The sequence below is a fragment of the Mucilaginibacter sp. genome, from assembly GCF_041660805.1.
GTDB lineage: Bacteria > Bacteroidota > Bacteroidia > Sphingobacteriales > Sphingobacteriaceae > Mucilaginibacter.
Genome location: NZ_JBAZVP010000006.1, coordinates 144,172 through 166,225, shown reverse-complemented (window position 1 = coordinate 166,225; position 22,054 = coordinate 144,172). Strand labels below are relative to the sequence as shown.

General features: G+C 43.1%; 20 protein-coding genes and 1 tRNA gene. 10 read left to right on the top strand and 11 right to left on the bottom strand.

Annotated elements, in window-relative coordinates:
• Positions 1-1,197: an MFS transporter gene (locus WC743_RS11090; RefSeq protein ID WP_373012045.1), complete on the bottom strand. Its 1,197-nt coding sequence runs from the start codon at positions 1,195-1,197 to the stop codon at positions 1-3.
• Between the two features lie 829 nt (positions 1,198-2,026).
• On the opposite strand from WC743_RS11090, the gene WC743_RS11085 reads away from it, so the two are divergent.
• The 10 genes from WC743_RS11085 to WC743_RS11040 all read left to right on the top strand — a co-directional run bounded on the left by WC743_RS11085 (position 2,027) and on the right by WC743_RS11040 (position 8,889).
• A complete protein-coding gene (locus WC743_RS11085; RefSeq protein ID WP_373012044.1) occupies positions 2,027-3,205 on the top strand; it encodes an alginate lyase family protein in 1,179 nt (392 codons plus the stop codon).
• Between the two features lie 163 nt (positions 3,206-3,368).
• Positions 3,369-3,442 (top strand) — tRNA-Ala (locus WC743_RS11080).
• A 407-nt stretch (positions 3,443-3,849) separates the two neighbouring features.
• Entirely contained in the window at positions 3,850-4,179 is a 330-nt protein-coding gene (locus WC743_RS11075; RefSeq protein ID WP_373012042.1) for an ArsR/SmtB family transcription factor, read from the top strand.
• 56 nt (positions 4,180-4,235) lie between these two features.
• A complete protein-coding gene (locus tag WC743_RS11070) occupies positions 4,236-4,805 on the top strand; it encodes a DUF6428 family protein (protein ID WP_373012041.1) in 570 nt (189 codons plus the stop codon).
• A complete protein-coding gene (arsN2, locus tag WC743_RS11065; RefSeq protein ID WP_373012040.1) occupies positions 4,789-5,241 on the top strand; it encodes an arsenic resistance N-acetyltransferase ArsN2 in 453 nt (150 codons plus the stop codon). The genes WC743_RS11070 and arsN2 overlap by 17 nt, the downstream gene beginning before the upstream one ends.
• Positions 5,238-5,660, top strand: a complete 423-nt coding sequence (locus WC743_RS11060) for an arsenate reductase ArsC (RefSeq protein ID WP_373012039.1) — start codon at positions 5,238-5,240, stop codon at positions 5,658-5,660. The genes arsN2 and WC743_RS11060 overlap by 4 nt, the downstream gene beginning before the upstream one ends.
• Before the next feature lie 64 nt (positions 5,661-5,724).
• Positions 5,725-6,351, top strand: a complete 627-nt coding sequence (locus tag WC743_RS11055) for a hypothetical protein (RefSeq protein WP_373012038.1) — start codon at positions 5,725-5,727, stop codon at positions 6,349-6,351.
• A gap of 42 nt (positions 6,352-6,393) precedes the next feature.
• Positions 6,394-7,476 carry an ACR3 family arsenite efflux transporter gene (gene arsB, locus WC743_RS11050; RefSeq protein WP_373012037.1) on the top strand — a complete coding sequence of 361 codons (1,083 nt, stop codon included), beginning with the start codon at positions 6,394-6,396 and terminating at the stop codon, positions 7,474-7,476.
• Complete coding sequence (locus WC743_RS11045) at positions 7,473-8,231, top strand: metallophosphoesterase (RefSeq protein ID WP_373012036.1); 759 nt, start codon at positions 7,473-7,475, stop codon at positions 8,229-8,231. The genes arsB and WC743_RS11045 overlap by 4 nt, the downstream gene beginning before the upstream one ends.
• Position 8,232: 1 nt before the next feature.
• Positions 8,233-8,889, top strand: a complete 657-nt coding sequence (locus WC743_RS11040) for a metallophosphoesterase (protein ID WP_373012035.1) — start codon at positions 8,233-8,235, stop codon at positions 8,887-8,889.
• 6 nt (positions 8,890-8,895) lie between these two features.
• On the opposite strand, the gene WC743_RS11035 is transcribed toward WC743_RS11040, so the two are convergent.
• The 10 genes from WC743_RS11035 to WC743_RS10990 form a co-directional block, all read right to left on the bottom strand.
• Positions 8,896-10,101 carry an efflux RND transporter periplasmic adaptor subunit gene (locus WC743_RS11035; RefSeq protein ID WP_373012034.1) on the bottom strand — a complete coding sequence of 402 codons (1,206 nt, stop codon included), beginning with the start codon at positions 10,099-10,101 and terminating at the stop codon, positions 8,896-8,898.
• A complete protein-coding gene (locus tag WC743_RS11030; protein ID WP_373012033.1) occupies positions 10,094-11,326 on the bottom strand; it encodes an HlyD family efflux transporter periplasmic adaptor subunit in 1,233 nt (410 codons plus the stop codon). Before WC743_RS11030 ends, WC743_RS11035 begins: the two co-directional genes overlap by 8 nt.
• A gap of 10 nt (positions 11,327-11,336) precedes the next feature.
• Positions 11,337-12,560, bottom strand: a complete 1,224-nt coding sequence (locus WC743_RS11025) for a TolC family protein (protein ID WP_373012032.1) — start codon at positions 12,558-12,560, stop codon at positions 11,337-11,339.
• A complete protein-coding gene (locus WC743_RS11020; RefSeq protein WP_373012031.1) occupies positions 12,560-14,452 on the bottom strand; it encodes an efflux RND transporter permease subunit in 1,893 nt (630 codons plus the stop codon). Before WC743_RS11020 ends, WC743_RS11025 begins: the two co-directional genes overlap by 1 nt.
• Positions 14,449-15,723, bottom strand: a complete 1,275-nt coding sequence (locus tag WC743_RS11015; protein WP_373012030.1) for an efflux RND transporter permease subunit — start codon at positions 15,721-15,723, stop codon at positions 14,449-14,451. The genes WC743_RS11020 and WC743_RS11015 overlap by 4 nt, the downstream gene beginning before the upstream one ends.
• Positions 15,724-15,768: 45 nt before the next feature.
• Positions 15,769-16,017 (bottom strand): heavy metal-binding domain-containing protein, encoded by a 249-nt coding sequence (locus tag WC743_RS11010; RefSeq protein WP_373012029.1) that lies wholly within the window; start codon positions 16,015-16,017, stop codon positions 15,769-15,771.
• A 117-nt stretch (positions 16,018-16,134) separates the two neighbouring features.
• Entirely contained in the window at positions 16,135-16,503 is a 369-nt protein-coding gene (locus WC743_RS11005; protein WP_373012028.1) for a hypothetical protein, read from the bottom strand.
• Between the two features lie 342 nt (positions 16,504-16,845).
• Positions 16,846-17,175 carry a hypothetical protein gene (locus WC743_RS11000; RefSeq protein WP_373012027.1) on the bottom strand — a complete coding sequence of 110 codons (330 nt, stop codon included), beginning with the start codon at positions 17,173-17,175 and terminating at the stop codon, positions 16,846-16,848.
• Positions 17,176-17,302: 127 nt separating this feature from the next.
• Positions 17,303-19,381 (bottom strand): copper-translocating P-type ATPase, encoded by a 2,079-nt coding sequence (locus tag WC743_RS10995; protein ID WP_373012026.1) that lies wholly within the window; start codon positions 19,379-19,381, stop codon positions 17,303-17,305.
• A gap of 12 nt (positions 19,382-19,393) precedes the next feature.
• Entirely contained in the window at positions 19,394-22,051 is a 2,658-nt protein-coding gene (locus WC743_RS10990; protein ID WP_373012025.1) for a multicopper oxidase domain-containing protein, read from the bottom strand.
• Between the last annotated feature and the right edge of the window lie 3 nt (positions 22,052-22,054).

The following is a 22,054-nucleotide window of genomic DNA, read 5'->3' as shown; positions in this document are numbered from 1 at the left end:
TTAATTAATATTAACAGTGCGCTGCATAATTTTGCGTGTTAATACATGAATTATGATAGCAATAATAGATAAGGTGATGCCAATAACGCATACACCCGACCAATTATAAGTCTCCCAAACACGGGTAGCCAGAAATGTTCCCAGAGCCCCTCCTATAAAATACGATACCATATATATAGTATTAATACGATTGCGTGCCACGGGGTTTAATGACAATATAATAGCCTGGTTTGAAATATGCGTAGCCTGCACACCCATATCCATAATAATTACCCCCAATATGAGCCCCGCAATGCTGTTGGCCGAAAAAAGAAAGATTATAAACGATACCAGTACCAGCGCTAATGTTATGGTAGATAGTTTGTAAGCATCCATCTTATCGCTCAGCCTGCCCATTAACCCGGCTGCTATAGCACCAAAGGCGCCAACAAGGCCAAATGCACCCGCCACGTCACTTCCCTGGTTAAACTGCTGTTTTAGCAAAAACACAAGCGTGGTCCAGAACGCGCTGAAGCAGGCAAAGCACAATGCACCGCGCAGGGATGCCAATTGTAATTTAGGTTCACTTTTAAAAAGGTGAACTAATGATCGCATTAATGTTTTATATGTGCCTTTGTAATCGGGCTCCACCTCGGGCAGTAAGAAATATATAAGGGCCCACATCACTAACATTATAACCGCCGCTATGTAAAACATGGCCCTCCAGCCAAGATGTGCGCCCACAAAACCACTCAGTGTGCGCGATAGCAGGATGCCTATTAACAAGCCGCTCATGATAAAGCCTATTTTTTTGCCGCGCTCATGTGGTTTAGCCAGGTGCGCTGCCATAGGTATAAGCAACTGTGGGATAATTGAAGTTGCACCCAATAAAAACCCGGATAATATAAGTACGTGAATATTAGGGGCCAGTGCTGTTAATAGCAATGCTGCAATAACAAACGCAAAATTTATCAGCATTAAACGCTTACGTTTTACCATATCTGCCAGTGGTACAATAAATAACATCCCTACAGCATAACCAATTTGTGTAAGCATAGATACCTGCCCTGCTTTACCATTGCTTACGTGATACGTATTGGCCATATCATTCAAAAGTGGCTGATTATAATATAAGTTAGCCACTACAAGGCCGGTAGTAAGGGTCATTACCCAAAGGGTAATATTAGTTAGTTCGGGTTTATGTGTTGTAACGGTCATTATATAGTATATTCACAAAAATGTTAAACATTTGTTAACAAATGGTAATATTAAGTTCACATTTAATTTAAAACTTATTAACGTTTAATGCGTATAATTGCAAATGCAATAAATTAATTGTTGTATCTATTAAAATGTTACAATAAAATTACAATTAAATTCTTTGCATATAAAAACTTAGTGTTACTTTTACACTATTAAAAATAACAAACAAGTCTTCTCATAATTTAGGTTTATAATTGGTTAGTAAAGGCCCCTGCCCATCAGGGGCTTTACTTTTTTAAAAGATTTTGTAAACTACTTAATATAAAGCGCCTTAAAAAAATTATCAGTACTTATCAGGCTATTAAACACACCCATTCATCCCCGAAGAGAATTTTTAGCATTGGGTATGTGGTTATTCAGTAAGATATGGATATCAAATCGCTTAAAATCAGCCCTTTCATTAATAGAATTTGATTTTACTGATACGCTTTACGCCAACCATTTTACTATTAAAAAGGGGGATTGTGACTAAGGCGTATCATTAAATAAAAATTAAAATAATTTTTCCCTTTCATAACCATTTAAAAAGCTTTTCTGCAAAAAACAAATTGTGCATTAGGTGTTTCACGGTTACTCAATTACCTATAAATCAGTATTTTATGATTTATTATTCTGTAAGTTTGTTTAAGAATCATCCCTGTATCCGACCAACCAATTGTGTACTTTATAAGTCCGTTTATATTTAAAGGCGGTAGATGTTACCAACAGAACGGCAATATGCAAGCGGCAGCGCTTACTGTAATGATTTATACAAAACCATTTATTTACTTAATCAATGTTTTTTATGAAAAAGAAGAGACTTTCCTATTTTTTTATTGCAGCAGCATTATTGGTAACATCTGTTTTTATAGTAAGGTGTACTAAAAGTGCTACTTCTGAGCAACAGCTCACCCCGGCTAATAAGTTGGCGGTTACAAACAGCGGGATACAAGCCCTTGCAATTACAACTTTTGTGCATCCGGGGATATTGAATACAACATCAAGTTTGAATTTTATTGCCAACGAAGCCAATAATACTTCAACAGGGCGCTATAATGATTATAACAATACGGTGCTTGCATATTGTAATTCGCACAGTGTGCCCAGCACCTTCCCTACAGTTGTAGATGTTGCGGGAGGCGTAGGTACACCTGATGAAGGAAGGTTTAAGGGCGACGGCCTGTTAGCTTATGCGCTGGCCCTACGCTGGGCTAAAACAGGCACCGCTACTTATGCAACCCAAGTAAAGCAGATATTGGATGGATGGGCAAACAATTTTCAAAGCATTAGCCCCGTATCGGGTACAAGTTTTAGCCAAACATACCTTGAAGCGGCCTGGGCGGCACCAAACTTTGTGGCCGCTGCAGAAATTATTAAATACTATGTTCCTGCTAATGGCCAGGGCGGCGGCTGGACAAGCACAGAAGATACTAAGTTCAAAACTTTCATAAACAAGTTAAAGGATACTTACATTAACCATGTAGCAGACATGCACTATAATAACAATTGGGATATATCTGCCGGATATGCTAAAATGGCCATTGGTATCTTTTTAGATAGTCCCAATGTGTATGAAAACGGTTTGACTATCATTAAAACACAAATACCGTTAAATATTGATGCGACAGGCAAGATGAAAGAACTCTGTGACAGGGATTGCCATCACCCGCAATACAGCTTAACAGGTTTAAGCTATGCTGCAAACATGGCTGTGATACAAAACAATGATCTTTCTGTATATACAGCGAATGAAAGCAGGCTTTTGGCTGGGTATGAATACTTGAAAAATTCATATAACGGACAGGGTTGCAGAACATGCGCGGTATCATCAACCCCTATATGGCCGGGTATTGAAATTGCCAACAGGCGTTATCATACCGCCGGTACGCAAAGTTTAAGGAACATGGGCGCACCTTATAGCTTGCCAGGGCAGGATATCAGCTTTTTAGGCTTTACCACCTATACCCACTATAACGTACCATGATATTATAATAAAAAAGGTCATACTCAATTGAGTATGACCTTTTTTAGGGTTTATCAGAAATATATTCCGGTTACAATATCGTTACTCTTAATCCCTGTAAACTATAATTATCAATTATAGTTTTTAATTACTGATCTATATAATATATTTGCAACCCAATTGAGGGGGATTAGCTCAGCTGGCTAGAGCGCTTGCATGGCATGCAAGAGGTCATCGGTTCGACTCCGATATTCTCCACATCTAATAATCAAGACTTTACGTGTTACTCGTAGAGTCTTTTTTATTTGAGGTAACACGTAGGTAACACAGAACGGATGCTCAGTTAACACATTTTCAATTCTTCAAGGAGTTTGAATCCATTAAGTATAGACCTGAATTCCTTTTTCAATGGCCGTAATGAGTTAAAAATGCTTAATATATTATAGAGAGAAGCGGCAAAAACTCTAACTTTCATAGCGATATAAAACTAAAAAGAAAATCCTTCCAGACGAAAATTCATTAAGCAATCGCAACCGTTGGCGCAGGAATTATGATGGCTACCAACACGCCGCTTTTTGCAAATCATAACTACAAATTAAACATGACTAAATTAATTCAATACTTAGCAGCATTCAGATATTAATCGTAATATTGCAATATAAAGTATGGGCTTAACTAAAACAGAAATATTCACCGAAGAACAGAACCGGTTAGCTGTGATGCTAAAAGCAATCGCGCATCCTGCCCGTATCGCCATTTTACAGGAGATCATTAAATCCAACACTTGTATTTGTGGTGACCTGGTAGATGAATTGGGATTGGCGCAGCCGACCATTTCACAACATTTGAAAGAATTGAAAAATGCGGGTTTGATACAAGGAACGATTGAAGGCGTCAGCGTATGCTATTGCATCAATCCTCCTGTTTGGAATGAGTTACAGGAGCAATTGAGCGGTTTCTTCGCAACTTATGACCTGAAAGCGACCTGCTGCTAAAGTTTTTTTTGAGTATATTAATCGTAATATTACAATATCAAAATAGAATAAACACCATGAATAAAATAGAAGCGATCAACTGGAAAACCTTTAAAGACACCTTATTACAGCATCCCGACCTTGACCTGCAATTCCAATATGCAGAAGGCAAATTGGTTGATGCGGCCTATCATATAACCGAGATTAAACAAGCACCTATTACTTCTGTAGATTGCGGCGGCGTGATGAATGCCTGGACAGAGATCATCGTGCAGTTGTGGGTGCCGGAAGGCGAACAACAGGATCGTTCGATGAAAGTGAGTAAGGCTTTATCTATTGTGAATATTGTGGAAAAAATGCTGCCGCTTAACCCGAACGGTACGGTAAAGATCGAGTTTGGCAATTCGGAGTTTGATACCCGCCAGATGTTCCCTAATGAAATGATCGTGGATGGCAATGCCTTAACTGTTGACTTGCGCCCTGACGCGGTACAATGTAAAGCAATAGGCCGTGGCGGTAGTTGCGGTAAGGATGACAAAGGTGAAGAATGCTGTACACCTGCGGTTGCGGAAAAACCAAAAGTACAATTAGTGAACTTGGCTGCACCTGCGGAAGCTTGTTGCACACCGGGTGGTGGTTGCTGCTAACTCTAAAAAAATGATAATCGACCAGGCACAAACTTATCGGGACAAAATACTTGAGCTGCTGATCGCTGAAAAGCTGCCGGTAGCCGATCTACCGGAAACACTGGACAACTTTATTGTTGCCATCCAGGATGGGAATGTAGTTGGTGTAGGCGGTGTGGAAGTTTACGGGAAATATGGATTGCTGCGTTCTATGGCGGTGCATCCTGAACATAGAAATGCCGGGATTGCTGGCAAGCTACTGTCACGACTTGACAGCGTAAGCAAAAAGAATGGCCTTTCAGCTTTGTACCTGCTGACTGAAACCGCGCCAGCCTATTTCGAGCGAAAGAAATACCACCAAATCATGCGGAAAGAAGTGCCTGCCGAGGTTCAGGGATCAACCGAGTTCAGCCATATTTGCCCTGTATCGGCCATTGTCATGAAAAAAGAATTATGAGCAAGAAAAATATATTAGTGCTTTGCACCGGCAATAGTTGCCGCAGCCAATTGGCCGAAGGTTACCTGCGCTATTATGCAGGAGAAAAAGCGAACGTTTACAGTGCAGGGATAGAAACGCACGGCGTTAATCCAAAAGCCATCCAGGTAATGGCAGAAGATCATATTGATATCTCGAAGCATACCTCTAATCACGTAGACGAATACATCACTATCCCATTTGACCAGGTGATCACCGTTTGTGATAACGCGAATGAAGCCTGCCCGTTTTTTCCGGGTAAGGTCGAACGTTTCCACGAAAACTTTCCAGATCCCGCAAAAGCAACCGGTACACCTAAAGAAATTATGGACGAGTTTCACCGGGTTAGGGATATGATCAAAGTTTACGCGGCTAATTTTGTAAAGGAACACGTTAACTAACCTTTTTTTAGACTTATCAATCGCTAAATAGCAATAAACCAATTAGACCATAAAACTTAAAATCATGAAACACTTATCCTTACTTTTCTTAGCAGGCTTACTGGTGGTAAGTTCTGCATTCGCACCTGTGGCAGACCCTATCTATCCTGAACTGGCAAAAGCTTTCAAACAGATCAAAAAGAGCAACCCCATTATCGAAGACCGTCAGGAAGTACTTTACGGCATCCAGCAATTGGGCATCGTTACTAAAGGCAAAAAGCAGCCGGTGATCATAGAGTTTATAGGTAACGATGGCTTTAGCGCACCCATTGCTAAAGCCGTATTGAAAACGTCACTGGCTTCCTACGGTATCAGCGATGTTAAAATATTTGTAGTCGGTACAACTACATCAGATAAAGTTGCGCCTGCTTTAACCAAACTTGGCTTCAAAGTAGGTGCGGATGGCGCTAAATACAATGATGCCGGCGGCTCGGTGACTTTGGAGATTTCGCCTTCAAATCCGAATGCGATCCATGTATTGGTACAGGCAGACGCTGCCTCGCTTTTGGCCAGCCCGGATAAGTTCGCTGTTAAATTGAAATACCCAGCTTTGACAACAGGCGCAACAGATGAGCAATATGATACCCAAGCTAAACTGATCACAGCAGAAATGCTTTTTGCCGCAACTAAATTCAAAGAAAACTGGAAGTAGTTAATATACAATTCACACTAAAACACGATATAAGCAATAATTATGTCAGCAAACAACTGTGCCCCGGTGGCCGAACGTAAAAAACTAAGTTTCCTTGACAGCTATCTAACGCTTTGGATATTCCTGGCCATGGCCATTGGGGTAGCCGTAGGCTATTTCATTCCATCTTCATCAACTTTCATCAATTCATTTTCCAGCGGAACGACCAATATTCCTTTGGCTATTGGTCTCATTCTGATGATGTATCCACCATTGGCAAAAGTAAAATACGAGAACATGGGCGAGGTTTTCAAGGATACGAAAGTACTTAGCGCTTCGCTTATCCTAAATTGGATCATCGGGCCGATACTGATGTTTGTTTTGGCGATCACTTTGTTACGTGACCATCCGGCTTACATGGTCGGATTGATACTGATCGGGCTTGCCCGTTGTATCGCGATGGTGGTAGTATGGAATGAATTGGCTGAGGGCAACCGCGAATATGCCGCTGGTCTGATCGCTTTGAACAGTATCTTTCAGGTGCTATTGTACAGCGTTTATGCTTATCTCTTTATTACCGTACTACCTCCATTATTCGGGTTAAAAGGCTTAGCCGTCAACATCACTATTGGCGAGATTGCCAAAAGCGTAGGCATCTATCTTGGTGTTCCGTTTGCCGCCGGTGTTATTAGCCGCTGTACACTCATCAAATTGAAAGGTGAAGAATGGTTTCAAAACAAATATGTACCATTCATATCGCCCATAACCCTGATCGCTTTGCTGTTTACCATCGTAGTGATGTTCAGCCTGAAAGGTAACCTGATCGTACAGATACCATTTGATGTATTACGTATCGCTATACCGCTGGTTATTTACTTTACCATCATGTTCGTGCTGAGTTTCTTTATCGGTAAATCATTTGGGGCAGACTATTCGAGGTCAACATCAATAGCCTTTACAGCAACCGGCAATAACTTTGAACTGGCCATAGCTGTGGCTATCGGCGTATTCGGCATCAACTCAGGTGAAGCCTTTGCCGGGGTGATCGGCCCTTTGGTAGAAGTGCCTGCTCTGATCGCATTGGTGAACCTGGCCTTTTACTTCCGTAAGAAATATTATAACAAACCATTATCTGTAACTAAATGAAAATAGCCCTTTTCTCCGATATACACGCTAACCTACCGGCGCTGGAGGCATTTTTTGCCGACGTCGAATTACAAAAGCCTGATGCTGTTTACTGCCTCGGCGACCTGGTAGGCTATAACATCTGGCCTAACGAAGTGATCGATGAGATACGTAAGCGTAACATTCCGTGCATTACCGGTAACTATGACTTTGGTATCGGCAGGCATAGCGATGATTGTGGCTGCGCTTATAAAACAGACGAGGAGAAAGCTTTAGGTAAAGTATCTATTGCTTATACCAACGAAGTTGTAAAAGATGAACAGCGGGCTTATTTGCGCACACTGCCCGCCCATATCAGGTTAGAATACCAACTGAATGGCGACAAGCTGAATGTATTGTTCGTACATGGCAGTCCACGGAAAGTGAACGAATACCTTTTTGAAGATAGGGACGAAAAAAGCATGCTACGCATTATGGAAACGGCTGATGCGGATGTGCTATGCTTTGGCCATACCCATCAGCCATATCACCGAACACTGACAGCAAATGACCAGTTCTACCATGCCATTAATATCGGCTCGGTAGGTAAACCGAAAGATAAAGACCCGCGTGGCGGCTATGTGTTATTACACATCAATGAAAACAGTTCCAAAACAGATAAAGATAGTATCAAGGTGGAGTTTATACGCTTTGATTATGACGTTGAGAAAGCAGCCAAAGCAGTTGAAGACAGCCCGCTTCCAAATGAATACGCAGATATGTTAAGGAACGGGTAAGATGAGGATCGCACTTTTTTCAGATATACATGCCAACCTACCGGCATTTGAGGCATTCCTGGCTGATCTGGACAGTCGTAAGGTAGATGCGGTTTATTGTTTAGGCGATATGATCGGTTACAACATTTGGCCTAACGAAGTTATTGCAGAAATACGAAGGCGCGGTATTGCAACGCTCGCTGGTAACCATGATCTTAAAACCAACGGTTACGCATACGAATTAGTTACTGCAGACAACCGCGCGTATCTGGATACACTCCCTGCACATATCGAACTGGAATGCAAACTTAACAATGACCAATTAAATATCGTCCTGACACATGGCAGCACCCGTAGCATCAATGAATATATAATTGAAGATCTGGATGAAGCGTACGTCCTGCAAATGATGAACGAAGCAAATGCGGATATCCTTTGTGTAGGACATTCGCATTTGCCGTACCATCGCGTGATTGGCAATAAACAGGTGATCAATATCGGTTCAGTCGGTAAGCCAAAAGATGGCAACCCGATGGGAGGTTATGTATTACTAACCATCGCGGATACGACCACAGTCGATTTCATCCGCTTTGCCTATGATGTAGAAAAAGCCGTCCATGCAATTGAGGCCAGCCCACTGACAGACGAGTTCGCGGATAGATTAAGAAAAGCGTATTAAGCCAACTTACATTTTCATCCCAGCCATCTTATTATTACTACCATTTTTAAAGATGGCCTCGCTGTTCAATAAATAGGCCCCGTTGGTTACCACAATATCGCCCTTGTTTAAGCCCGACAAAACAGGCACATAGTTTTGATTGCCGACTCCTGTTGTGATCATTCTCGGTGAAAAACTGCCATTTGTATTTTTCACATAAACCATACTACCGCTGCCATTAGTTAGCATGGCCGAAGCAGGCACCGCTAAAGAACGGTTATTGCTACCACCTATCGCGATATAGGCCTGCATTCCCGGCCGGATCAAACCTTGCGGGTTGGGGATACTGATTCTGATTAGATCAACTTTGGATGCGTCCGATAGCTCTGGATTGATAAACTCCACTTTGCCTTTGATGACGGTGCCGCCGAGATCAGGCAAAGAAACATTGACCACATCGTTCTTGTTGTAATTGCCGGTTTCGCTGACGTAAAGCTGCGCTTCCACCCAAAGACTGTTCAGCCCCTGTGTTTTCAGCACCGTCATACCCTCGGTTACATAATCCCCCTCGTGAACGGCAATATCACTTACTGTACCGGCGATATTACTCAATATCGTGGTGGTGGCAGATACTTTCTGAGTTGCTGCCAGGCTTTTGATCTGTGAAGCAGATAAACCCCATAATTTCAATTTGCTTTCTGCGGCAGCGGTCAATTGCGGGTAATCCACATCGGGATTATGTAATACCTTTTGCTGTTGTTTGGCCAACAAGTATTCCTTTTCCGCCTCCTGCAAGTCTTCACTGTAAATGGAATAAACTGGCTGTCCAATAGCTATTTTTCCACCGACAGCCCGTATAAATAATTGCTGTACCCGGCCTGCTAACCGTGCGCTTAGTTCAGATGCGGTATTTTCATTCGTGGTTACGGTACCCGTTAGTGTTTTTTCATTGCCTGTATTTTCTTCCCTGATCGTGTCCGTTTGTATCCCGGCAAGCTGTAATTGCGTAGCGTTTAACGTGATGGTATTGGAGCTGGCCGCATCTGTTAACTCCACTTTAATGAGTTTCATCCCGCAAATCGGGCAATTACCGTCATGGTCTTCATGCACCTGCGGGTGCATCGAGCAAGTATAATAGGCTTTTGTTTCCTGTTTCACCGATTGTTGCGGCTTTTGCTTGCAGGCCACAAAAAATAAGGCGAACAGTAAGGCTAATAATATGATCTTATTCATGACCTTTTGTTTTAATGAAGCTTTCGCTATCTGTTAAATATTGGGCGTTTGATGCCAGGCTATCGGTGGCTATAAGCCCTTTTGTGATCAACACCACTTTGCCGTTTGTAGTTCCGGTATGGACTTCATGTGCTTTAAATAAAGCACCCTGTTTTAACCATACTACTGTGGTGTTACCCAGATCCAACAGAGCCGATTTAGGTATCCATAAGCCTTTGACAGTTCCGGTTTGTATATTTGCTTTAACAAGGCTGTTCACTTTCAAGTCATGATCCATGTTATCAAGGTATACCCGGATACTGGTTGTTTTGTCGCCATCCTGCAAAGTAGGTTCAATAAAATTCACTTTCCCCGCAATCGTCCTATCGGGCATATCCGGTAATGTAATTTCAACCGGCTGGTTTAATTTTAAAGCAGCTATCCCTGATTGGTCAATTTTTATGACCGCCCATAGCTGGTGTGGGTTAACCACATTGAAAAGCGTTTGCCCTTTGGTCACATACATGCCTTCTTTGATTGCTAATGGCAGATTATTGGAAAAGTCCGAAGCAGCCTTTTGATCTGCTGTGCCACCCATCTGACTATGCGCCACATCATGCACATGACCATCGTAAGTACTATAGACCGGCAAGCTATAAAATGCTTTCCCTGTTTTAACAACCTGGTTAACTTGTGCCGTGGTCATGCCCATTAATAAAAGCTTTTGCCGGGCCGCATTGATCAATTCCATTTCCTCGGCGGAGTTTTTGGCCAGATAAATTAAATCCTGTTGCGCTGTTACCAGGTCAGGGCTATAAATATCGAAAATGCGTTGCCCTTGGTGTATTTCCTGAAAGGCATATTTGATATACAGTTTTTCGATACGGCCAGAAAAGCGGGAAGCGATATTGTTAAAGGTACGGGTGTCGAAATCTAAGTAACCATCCGCTGAAATTTCGGTAGCGGTTACTTTTTCTACAGGCGTAATAGAGCCAACCGAAGAAATGACGTTACTGGTAATGGGCTGCAAAACAGTATTCAGGCTAATCCCCGCATCTTCGCTGGCCTGGCCTGATTTCTTTACCAACGTCATCCCGCAGATCGGGCAGTTACCCGGATGGTCTTCCATGATCTGTGAGTGCATCGGACAGGTGTATTTGACATCACTTTTCACGGTTGCCGTAACTTGTGCGGGTTTAGGATTGGAACATGCACTTACCAATATAGTGAGGGCAAGTAGTCCCATTAAGATTGTTTTAATACTTTTCATATTCCCTTTCATAAGCTACCTGTAAGGTTAATAATTCCTGTAAGCGGTCCAATGCACTCATTCTCGCTGCCTGTAAGCTTTTGATACCGTCCAGTACCGATGGCAGGTCGCCCGTATTCTGCTCATAAGCCTGCAAGGATGTTTTATAAGTGTTTTGTAAAGCAGGGATGATGTTTAGCTGGTAATTCTTTAACTGCCTTTTCTTACTGCCCATATCGGTTCGATAGCCCGCCAGTTGCCCCTGCGCCTGGTTTAAGATATCCAGTTTCTTTTGCTGTAACTCTTCAACTTCATAACGGATGCCTTTCAAGTTGGCCTTATACTCTTTTGAGGCCCAGGGAACGATAGGAATGGTAATCGAACCCATTAAAATATATTGATTAGCATAACCGCCATAACTTTGCATGTGCCCCGCCTGTATCCCAAAGTCCGGTTTACGCTTGGCGTACTCCATTTGCATATTGAGTTGTTGCAGGTCAATATTCCGGTTAATCCCCTTAATATCACTACGCGCAGCGGCCAGCATGGCCGTATCGGTAATGCTGGTTTCGTACTCTTTCAACACAATAGTGGTATCTACGGTAAAAGTAGTTTGCTGTGTCCGGTTCATCAGCGTGTTGAGCATGATATTCTTTTGGCTGATCTCATTGCTGAGTTGTTCCCTGGTGTTATCCAATTCAAACAGGTCGGCTTTGGCTTTGTAAATATTCGGTAGCTTTTCTTTACCATAGGTTAGCCGGATATTGGCATCTTTCAGCATATATTCCAGTAAGCTTTCGGTATTTTGTAATTGCACCAACTTTTTTTCCAATACCACACGTTCATAATAGTATTGTCTGGCCTGGGCGATCAGTTGATTTTTCAAGTAGTTCTTATCTTCCTTCGTTACGTTGGATAAGCCTTTCATATAATCTTCTTTGGCCCGAAGTTTGGCAGGATTGGTAAACATTTGCTCGGCCTGGATCATAAAGGCACCGCCATTAGGATTGAGTTGATAAGGCACCTGGTATTGTCCTGCGCTGATTTTGGGCGCATCCAAACTTTTCGCCCCGGTTGCGTAAACATCCTGCGCGCTTGCCTTTGCATCATAAGCCATTAACGCCGGATTAGCGACCACACGGGCTAAAACACTGTCTAAAGGCAGGCGCTGTGCCTTTGCGACTGTTGCTGCACACATTAAGCCCGTTAGTATAATTTGATATTTTTTCATTATTCCTTTACCTCCAATACTTCCAGCTTACCATGTTTTTTGAGTTCATACTCTTTCACCATTAAAAAGATCAGCGGGGTAACCAATAAAATATGCGTGGAAGAAGTTAATACCCCGCCGATCATCGGCAGCACAATGGGCAACATCACATCGCTGCCTGTCCCCGTTGCCCACAGTACCGGCACTAAACCAAACAGGGCTACGCAAACAGTCATCAATTTTGGGCGCAGGCGTTTTACCGCGCCGTTCATTACGTAAAATCTTAAATCTTCTTTAGTAATGGTTTCCTTAGAATTGCCTTTTAAAGTAACCAACTGTTGCATGGCATCATTCAAATAAATGACCATCACAATACCTGTTTCCACGGCGATGCCAAAAAGGGCGATAAAGCCCACGGCTACCGCAACGGATAGATGAACGCCGAAGAAATACACCATATACGCCCCGCCAATCAAAGCGAATGGGATAGAGATCAGGCTAAAGAACGCTTCACGGATGGAATGAAAAGCGAAATACAAACAAGCAAAGATGATAATGAGTACAATGGGTAATATCAGCTTTAATGTGTGCTCTGCACGGATCAGGTTTTCGTACTGGCCACTCCATTCAATATAGTACCCTTTAGGCAATCTTTTAACGAGGCTATTTAGTTTATCCTGTGCCTCCTGAACAGTACTGCCCAAATCACGGTCACGTACATTAAACAATACGGTGCCCCGCAACAACGCATTTTCTGATTGGATCATCGCTGGGCCATCACTTATCTTAATATTGGCAACCGATGATAAAGGTATAGGGCCGTTATTCATTGTTTGTACGAGTGTGCGTTTGATAGCCTCTAAATTATTGCGGTAATCCTGCGCAAGTCGTGCATTAACGCTAAATCGCTGCCTGCCCTCAACGGTCGTTGTTAAATTCATCCCACCCAAAGCGCTCTCCACTACTTCGTTCACATCATCTACACTCAGTCCATAACGGCCAATAGCATCTTTGTTCACTTGGATATCCAGGTATTTCCCGCCGGTGATCGGGTCGACATACAGATCTTTTACACCGTTCAACCCTGTTAAAGCTTGTTTCATTTGGTTAGCCAGGGTACTGATTGTATCCAAGTTTTGACCGTAAATCTTTAAACCTACATCTGTGCGGATGCCTGTAGAAAGCATATTAATTCGGTTGATAATGGGCTGTGTCCAGCCATTGACAACACCGGGTATTTGCAGCTTTGCGTTTAATTCATTGATAATATCTTCTTTTTTAATACCCGCGCGCCATTCACTTTTTGGCTTTAACAGCACGATGGTTTCTGTCATACTGATCGGTGAATTATCGGTAGCGGTATTCGCCCTGCCTGCTTTGCCCAACACATTAGCCACTTCGGGCAGGCTTTTGATAATCTTATCTTGTACCTGTAAAAGCTGTTTGACTTGGGCATTCGACACATCCGGCTGGGTAACCGGCATAAACAAGATAGTCCCCTCATCCAATGGAGGCATAAACTCACTCCCTAAGCTTAGCAAAAGCGGTATGCTAACGAGTAAAGCAATGATATTGATCCCAATGGTGGTTTTACGCCAGGTCACGCACCAGTTAAGTACGGGGCGGTAAATCTTTTCCAGTCCCCGGTTGAGCGGATTATGGTCATCTGTCCTTAATTTCCCTTTCAGGAAAAAAGAGATCAGTACGGGTGCGAGCGTTACCGCGAGTATCGCATCAATAGCCAATATGAATGTCTTTGTCCAGGCTAACGGGCCAAATAGCTTGCCCTCTTGCCCTTCCAACAAAAATACCGGCAGGAATGAAGCAACGATAATGAGCGTAGAAAAGAACACGCCACGGCCAACCTGCTTGCAGGAGGCCTCGATAATTTTTATTCTTTCTGCTGTGGTCATAACTTTTCCTTTTCTTGTGCAATGGATAAGTTCCTATGCGAGTTTTCTACCATGACGATGCCGTTATCCACGATCACCCCAATGGCTAAAGCGATACCGGTTAATGACATGATGTTAGATGATATGCCAAATGCGTTTAACAAAATAAAGCTGGCCGCGATGGTGATCGGTATTTGTATGATGATGCTCAATGCGCTTTTAATACTCAATAAGAACAGGATAACGATAATAGATACCGTGATCATTTCTTCGATGAGCGTATGTTTAACAGAACCAACGGCATTTTCAATGAGTTCGCTACGGTCATATGCGATCTTAAAGCTAACACCCGCAGGTAAGCCTTTTTGGATGTCTGCCATTTTAGCCTTAACGGCATGGATCACTTTGTCGGCATTTTCGCCGTAACGCATTACCACGATACCACCTACCGCTTCACCATTCCCGTTTCGGTCAAAAATACCCAAGCGTTCATCCCCACCCATTTGAACTGTCGCAATATCTTTGATCTTAACAGGTATGGTATTGATCACCCCTACCGGGATGCTTTCCACATCGGCTAAACTTTTAACATAGCCCAGCCCACGGACAATATAACCCGTGCCGTTCATCTCAAACTTGCGCCCGCCCACATCGTTATTATTACTTTTGATGGATTTGAGTACCTGTGATAGCGGGATATGATAATAATTTAGTTTATTGGGATCAATGCTGACCTGGTATTGCTTTTCAAAGCCGCCGAAGGAAGCCACTTCGCTCACACCTGAAACCGTTTGCAAACCCAGTTTTACATACCAATCCTGCAAGGCGCGTTGTTCACCTAAGTCCATGCCTTTAGCATCCAAAGTATACCACAAAATATGGCCCACACCAGTGCCGTCTGGTCCGAGCGTTGGGGTAATCCCTTGCGGCAATAAACGCTGCGCGTAGTTCAGTCGTTCCAGTACCCGGCTTCGTGCCCAATACACATCAGCTTTATCTTCAAATACAATATAAACAAAGCTCATCCCGAACATGGAAGTAGCGCGGATAGCCCTGACTTTTGGGATACCCTGTAAATTACTTACCAATGGGTAAGTCACCTGGTCTTCCATCACCTGCGGGCTGCGACCCTGCCATTCGGTAAATACGATCACCTGGTTCTCCGACAGGTCGGGTATCGCATCTATAGGATTTTCACGGACTGCATAAACTCCCCACGCAAACAAAGCGATGGCGATCAGCAGCACGATATACCTGTTTTTTAAGGACAGGGAAATCAATTGATTAATCATCTTAATTGCTTTAATCAGCCCCGCAGTTTGCGGGGCTGATAGGTTTTACATTTTCATCGGTTCAGCTTTCTTTTTCGCTGGCTTTTTTTCAACCAGCGTCATACCACATTTCGGGCATTTGCCGGGTTTTTCACTAATTACTTCCGGGTGCATGGTACAGGTGTATTGTACTTTGCTGGCAGGTTTTACCTTTTTAGTTTTGGTAGTGTCAGAAACTGGATTGCCCGAATGTGCAGCAAAAACGGTCGCGACAGAAAACAGGATGGCAACAGCCATCAGCATTACTTTTTTCATGTTGTTAAAATTTGAAAATGGATAAATAGCATAGGAAAGCCTACACAGATTATGAATTAAGATGGATTACGAAAGTATGATAGCCGGGTACAGAAAGTACGGGCTAAGAGAAACAGGTCAGATCCTGTAGGTGCAGTTTAAGGTATAGATCGGTATATCAGGTTCACCTGGTGGGGCATTAGCTTGATAGTTGGTATGATCAACTTGTTCGGTAGCGAAAGTAACCAAAGTCCAGTTAGCGGGTGCTGGTATAATTGCCGCGGAAAGTTCACTAAAAACAAATGAAACGGCAGTTACATGGCTATCCTTTACCTTGAAGCTTTTAGTGTCGTGTTTGCAGCAATTATTTTGATCCGTGTGATCTGCCGAAGCATAGGTCAATGTAACCGAAGTCAGCTTACCGCAGCAATAAAAACGGTTTATCCCAATACCCACAAGGGATAAAAGATAAATGGCCGTTAGAAATATGAGTGCGGTACGTTTCACAAATCGAAATTACTATTTTTATTTGATTAAAGACAGGTAAGCAGAGCCGCCCCGATTACGGGACGGCTACCTTTTTACTTATAACTTACACTTAGTCTTACATTCTCCTGAATCCTTACAGCTTTTACTGCAATAATCTTTGCAGTTTGGCCCGCATCCCTTTGCGCATTTAGAGCAGGTTATTTTGCTGTTGCAGCAAGGGGTATTGGCATAAGTAATAGATATAGCAGACAATAGCATCACCATGGTGATGAAAAGAAACTTTTTCATGATTTTGAATTTAAAGATTAATAATTAATTGAATAGCGCGGCCACGAAACGACCGATATGCAGATTGAATTATTAAACTTTCGGCGGGTTCCAGCCATTATGGTGATAATCTGATAATTCACCTGTTTTAAATGGGTGGGTAGATTGCTGATGAAGATCAATAACCGCAGGTGAAAAATATACTGGCTGAGTTACGATAAACCCACACGTTCCGCAGGACAGCATGGCGTTGCAATTTCCTTTGGCACAATCATCATCAGAACTATGTCTTTGATGGCGACAACAATCTTTTTGCGTTTTTGCTATGCAACAAGATGCTTTTTCATGACGAATGTTTGCCATACCCGAAAACGAGGATAAAAGCAATATATTCAAAATGAGAAAAACAGCTAAAGACTTCATGCTCTTATGAAAACGCTTATTGTTTAAAATATTGCAGCATTGGCTACTTAAATATTCCTCTGTAAATATAGGGGCAACCCTTATTGATCATTTATATAATTCCGTTAAAAATTTATATCCTATTGTACTAAACTTTTACTTTTAACAAGCTGGCATTGATCGCTACGACAACGGTACTGACAGTCATTAAAACTGCACCTGCTGCCGGGCTTAGTACAATACCCTGATTGTAAAGTACACCGGCAGCCAATGGCAAAGCAATTACATTATAGCCGGTGGCCCAAGCCAGGTTCTGGACCATCTTCCGGTAAGTCGCTTTGCCAAACAAGATCAAACTGACAATATCCTTAGGATTACTGTTCACCAAAACAATTCCTGCGGTTTCTGCGGCGATATCGCTTCCCGATCCTACCGCGATTCCAATATCCGCCTGGGCAAGTGCAGGCGCATCATTCACACCATCGCCGGTCATCGCTACAAATTCACCTTTTCCCTGCAATTCTTTTATCTTCTCCAGCTTCTGATGCGGTAGCACTTCGGCGATAAAACTATCCATGCCCAAAGTTTTACTCACGCTGGCGGCTACTTTATTATTGTCCCCTGTAAGCAGGATAGATTTGATGTTTTCATCTTTTAGGGTTTTGATAGCTTCTGCTGATTCGGGACGGATCTCATCTGATAAAGCGATATATCCGGCCAGTTTCTTGTCGATCAATACAAATACGACCGTTTCCGTATCATTGGCAGTAAAGCCATCCGGCATAGTTAACTTGTGTTCTTTTAAATAACCCGGACTAACCACCCTGATTTTTTTACCTGCTACCGTAGCTTCAACGCCCTGACCAGTGATGGCTTTAAAGCTCTCTGCCTTCGGAATAGTGATCTTTAAATCCTTTACTTTTTGCAAGATACCGGTAGCGATAGGGTGTTCTGAGTTTTGTTCGAGTGCCGATGCCAAACGGACAAGCTCTTTTTCGTTCAGGTCTTTATCCAGCAGCACGATCTTTGACACTTCAAATTTGCCTACCGTAAGCGTACCTGTTTTATCAAACACAATGGTGGTGATCTTGCGGGAGTTTTCAAATGCCGTCCTGTTCTTGATCAGTAAGCCATGTTTTGCCGACAACGCCGTTGATTTGGCAACGACTAATGGCACCGCCAGTCCTAACGCATGGGGACAGCAAATTACAATAACAGTCACCATTCGCTCCATCGCGAATGCTAAAGTTTGGCCGGTTAAATACCAGTAAAGAAAAGTGCCGATGCCGGTTACCAAGGCGATCACGGTTAGCCATTTGGCTGCAGTATCGGCTAATAGCTGCGTTTGTGATTTTGACTTTTGCGCATCATCTACCAGTTTAACCACCTGCGATAGATAGGAATCTTTGGCCGCATGAGACACCGTAACTTTAAAGGAGCCATTGCCGTTGATAGAACCGGCAATAACTTTATCACCCTTTACTTTTTGTACCGGCTTGGATTCCCCGGTCAGCATGGATTCATTCAAATAACTTTCACCCTCCAGTATAATTCCGTCGGCCGCAACTTTTTCTCCCGGCTTTATCAAAATAACATCGTTCTCCTTTAAGGTATCGGTTTTTACATCATGAATTTGATCGCCCATGACCATGTGCGCATCGGCTGGCATCAATTGAACCAATAGCTCCAGTTCATTTGACGCGCCCATCACCGAACGCATTTCTATCCAGTGCCCTAAAAGCATGATCAGGATCAGCGTAGCCAGTTCCCAAAAGAAATCCATGCCCTTTAGTCCAAATACTGTGGCTGCACTGTAAGCATAGGCTACCGTTATCGCAAAACCGATCAAGGTCATCATGCCGGGATTTTTACCCTTCATTTCGCTCATCCAGCCACTTAGAAACGGCCAGCCGCCATAAACAAATACAACAGAAGCTAAAGCAAAAAGCAGATAAGATGAGCCGCTGAAGTTAATGTCCAGATGTAGCCATTGTTGAATTTGCATAGACAACAACATGACCGGAATGGTCAATACCAACACCACATAAAACCTCTTTTTAAAATCAGCGATCATCATGGCATGGTGGTCATGCTCCGACATCCCCATGTGAGCATTGCTACCATGTTTCAATTTGCTGTGATCCATAACATCATCGTTATGAGCCATATGTTTACCGGCAGGCATTTTATCCCCTCCCATAGTATGACGTTCGTGTTGATTTTTCATAGCTGTAAAGTTTTAATAAGTTAATGTTAATCCACCGCCTAAACCCATGTCGCTATCGTAATGCGTTGACAAAGAAAAGTATTTGGTTATAATATATCGCAAACCTGCCGCATATTCCTTATCGGTATTGACCATGATATTAAAGCGTAAACGACTTGAAACCGGTATATCATCCCTCCCTAACTGGAAGCGCAGTTTGCCATTGCCGTCAATCCGCATATCTGCTACGAATAACATAGGTAGCGTATAAGCCAAACCCGCTACGACCGTATGGCGGTTTTCCTTATTGCTTATTTGGCCGAAGAGATTTTTAGCATCGCTACCAAATATATTTTTTTCATCCGGGTCAAATTTCTTATAATGATAATCAAAACCTACATAAGGAAACAGCCATTGCATCCTGCCGATATAACGCCCGATCATGGTTTCACTTTCATAGCCCATCATCGCATTGGTACCTAAATGCCACATCGTGCTGGCTTTCCAGCGCGTATTTGACAGCATGATCTGCCCGTCACTACCGTTACTTTCCAGGCCGATCTTGCCCATCAGATGGGGCATTTGATCGTCGCGATTTAACATGCGCTGCGCCAGTTTAGGATCGGGAACATCCGGGTTGGGGGGCGAGTTTTCATAGCTGAATATCCGGCCCATGCCACTCATCATGTGGTATAAAATATGGCAATGAAAAAACCAGTCGCCACTCTTTTCAGAGGCCGCAAACTCAATGGTATCCCGCTCCATTGGCATAATATCGATCACGTTTTTCATGGGTGCGTTTTCGCCCTGACCATTGATTACCCTGAAGTCGTGGCCATGCAGGTGCATCGGGTGGCGCATCATGCTGTTGTTATATAAGATGATCCGTAGGTTTTCTCCTTTTTTTATTAAGATCTTATCAGATTCGGATACGGTTTTATTATCCAGTGTCCATACATAACGGTTCATGTTGCCGGTCAGGTCAAACTTCAGTTCCTTCATCGGGCCTTTGGGCAATGTGGTCTTGTGCGGATCACGCAACATATTATAATTGAGTGTTACTATGTCCGGGTTATCGGCAGCCATGTTCATTCCCGACATACTCTTGTCATTCGCCATCTGCATACCTGGCATGGCTGCGTTTACCTCTTTCTTACCAGGCTTTTCCTCGCCGGTGATTTCCGGATACATCACGGTATTCATGTCCATGATCTGGTTCTGCATGTTCATGCCATCCATTTGTACCATGTTGCCATTCATATCCATCATGTCGTTCATCATTTTCATCCCGGCAAAGTATTTCAACTTTGGCATTTTTGCGGCAGGCACTTTCTGACCTTTCCCTAACCAAAGCGAAGCTGATTTAGTACGGTCTTCCGGTGTTATCAAAAACTCATAGCTTTTATTATCCGGAATAGTCACTACCACATCGTATGTTTCGGATGGCGCGATGATTAGCCTATCCACCTCAACAGGCTCCACATCATTACCATCAGTAGCGACGACGGTAACTTTACCGCCGGCGTATTTCAACCAGAAGTAAGAAGTAGCGCCGCCATTGGCTATCCGCAGCCTTACTTTATCACCGGCCTTATATTGGGGCTGTTCGTTCTGATTTTTACCGTTGATCAGGAACTTATCGTAGTAAACATCGCTCACATCCATTGCATTCATCCGTTTCCATTCATTCGCTACTTTTGTTTTAAAATGGCCTGATTTAATCGCCTCCAAATAGCTTTGTGTCGTGCCTTTTTGTATGGCAAACCAATCGGATGCCGCGTGTAAACTGCGATCAACCTCTTTGGGGTTCATGTTTGTCCACTCACTCAGCACCACTGGTAAGGTGGGTATATTCCATTCTTTCCGCTTGTTCATGATAAATGCACCGTACATGCCAATTTGCTCCTGTAAACCCGTGTGGCTATGGTACCAATGGGTGCCATGCTGCCTGATCGGAAATTTGTATAGATGCGTTTCTCCCGGCATAATCGGCATTTGCGTTAGGTTAGGCACACCATCGTATCGATTGGGCAGGAAAAGTCCGTGCCAATGCAGGGAGGTCTCTTCCTTCAGTTTATTATGCACATAGATCTCCGCGGTATCGCCTTCTGTAAATGTCAGGGTCGGCATCGGGATGCTTCCGTTTACCGCGATAGCACGCTTTGGCTTCCCGGCAAAATTTACGGTGGTATCTGCAATATACAGGTCATAACGAACGGTACGTGGAGGTGTATTATTGACGAGTGTTTTAATTGGACCTAAATTAGCTTTTGCAATTTTCATTTCATCTGCTGTCGCATCACCCCCCATTTTCATCCCATCCATCTTCATTCCGCTCATGTCATCGGCTTTTTTGCCCGGATCTTTCATTGGCATTTTCATACCGTCAGCCTTTTCAGAAGTAGATGTTGGTTTTCCCTGATCCATTTTCATACCGCTCATATCGCTTTTTTTTGCTGGCGTTTTCATCCCAGCGGGCTTTTTTACGGTAGCTTTGGGCTTTTCCTTAACCAGTTTCATCCCGCATTTAGGGCAGTTACCCGGCTTAGTAGCATGGATCTCCGGGTGCATCGGGCAGGTATAGGTAACCGGCTGCTGCTTTTGCATTCCGGTCATGTCCTTCATATCGGTTTGTGCAGATGCCAATTGCCTGAAGCAAAGCATCAATAATACTATTATAATTTTTTTCATCTT

Coding starts and splice junctions, on each gene's coding strand:
- WC743_RS11020 (WP_373012031.1), bottom strand. CDS start 14,452: ATGACCACAGCAGAAAGAATAAAAATTATCGAGGCCTCCTGCAAGCAG.
- WC743_RS11015 (WP_373012030.1), bottom strand. CDS start 15,723: ATGATTAATCAATTGATTTCCCTGTCCTTAAAAAACAGGTATATCGTG.
- WC743_RS11055 (WP_373012038.1), top strand. CDS start 5,725: ATGAAACACTTATCCTTACTTTTCTTAGCAGGCTTACTGGTGGTAAGT.
- WC743_RS11085 (WP_373012044.1), top strand. CDS start 2,027: ATGAAAAAGAAGAGACTTTCCTATTTTTTTATTGCAGCAGCATTATTG.
- WC743_RS11025 (WP_373012032.1), bottom strand. CDS start 12,560: ATGAAAAAATATCAAATTATACTAACGGGCTTAATGTGTGCAGCAACA.
- WC743_RS11090 (WP_373012045.1), bottom strand. CDS start 1,197: ATGACCGTTACAACACATAAACCCGAACTAACTAATATTACCCTTTGG.
- WC743_RS11045 (WP_373012036.1), top strand. CDS start 7,473: ATGAAAATAGCCCTTTTCTCCGATATACACGCTAACCTACCGGCGCTG.
- WC743_RS11010 (WP_373012029.1), bottom strand. CDS start 16,017: ATGAAAAAAGTAATGCTGATGGCTGTTGCCATCCTGTTTTCTGTCGCG.
- WC743_RS11075 (WP_373012042.1), top strand. CDS start 3,850: ATGGGCTTAACTAAAACAGAAATATTCACCGAAGAACAGAACCGGTTA.
- WC743_RS11030 (WP_373012033.1), bottom strand. CDS start 11,326: ATGGGACTACTTGCCCTCACTATATTGGTAAGTGCATGTTCCAATCCT.
- WC743_RS11000 (WP_373012027.1), bottom strand. CDS start 17,175: ATGAAGTCTTTAGCTGTTTTTCTCATTTTGAATATATTGCTTTTATCC.
- WC743_RS10990 (WP_373012025.1), bottom strand. CDS start 22,051: ATGAAAAAAATTATAATAGTATTATTGATGCTTTGCTTCAGGCAATTG.
- WC743_RS11035 (WP_373012034.1), bottom strand. CDS start 10,101: ATGAATAAGATCATATTATTAGCCTTACTGTTCGCCTTATTTTTTGTG.
- WC743_RS11070 (WP_373012041.1), top strand. CDS start 4,236: ATGAATAAAATAGAAGCGATCAACTGGAAAACCTTTAAAGACACCTTA.
- WC743_RS11040 (WP_373012035.1), top strand. CDS start 8,233: ATGAGGATCGCACTTTTTTCAGATATACATGCCAACCTACCGGCATTT.
- arsB (WP_373012037.1), top strand. CDS start 6,394: ATGTCAGCAAACAACTGTGCCCCGGTGGCCGAACGTAAAAAACTAAGT.
- WC743_RS10995 (WP_373012026.1), bottom strand. CDS start 19,381: ATGAAAAATCAACACGAACGTCATACTATGGGAGGGGATAAAATGCCT.
- WC743_RS11060 (WP_373012039.1), top strand. CDS start 5,238: ATGAGCAAGAAAAATATATTAGTGCTTTGCACCGGCAATAGTTGCCGC.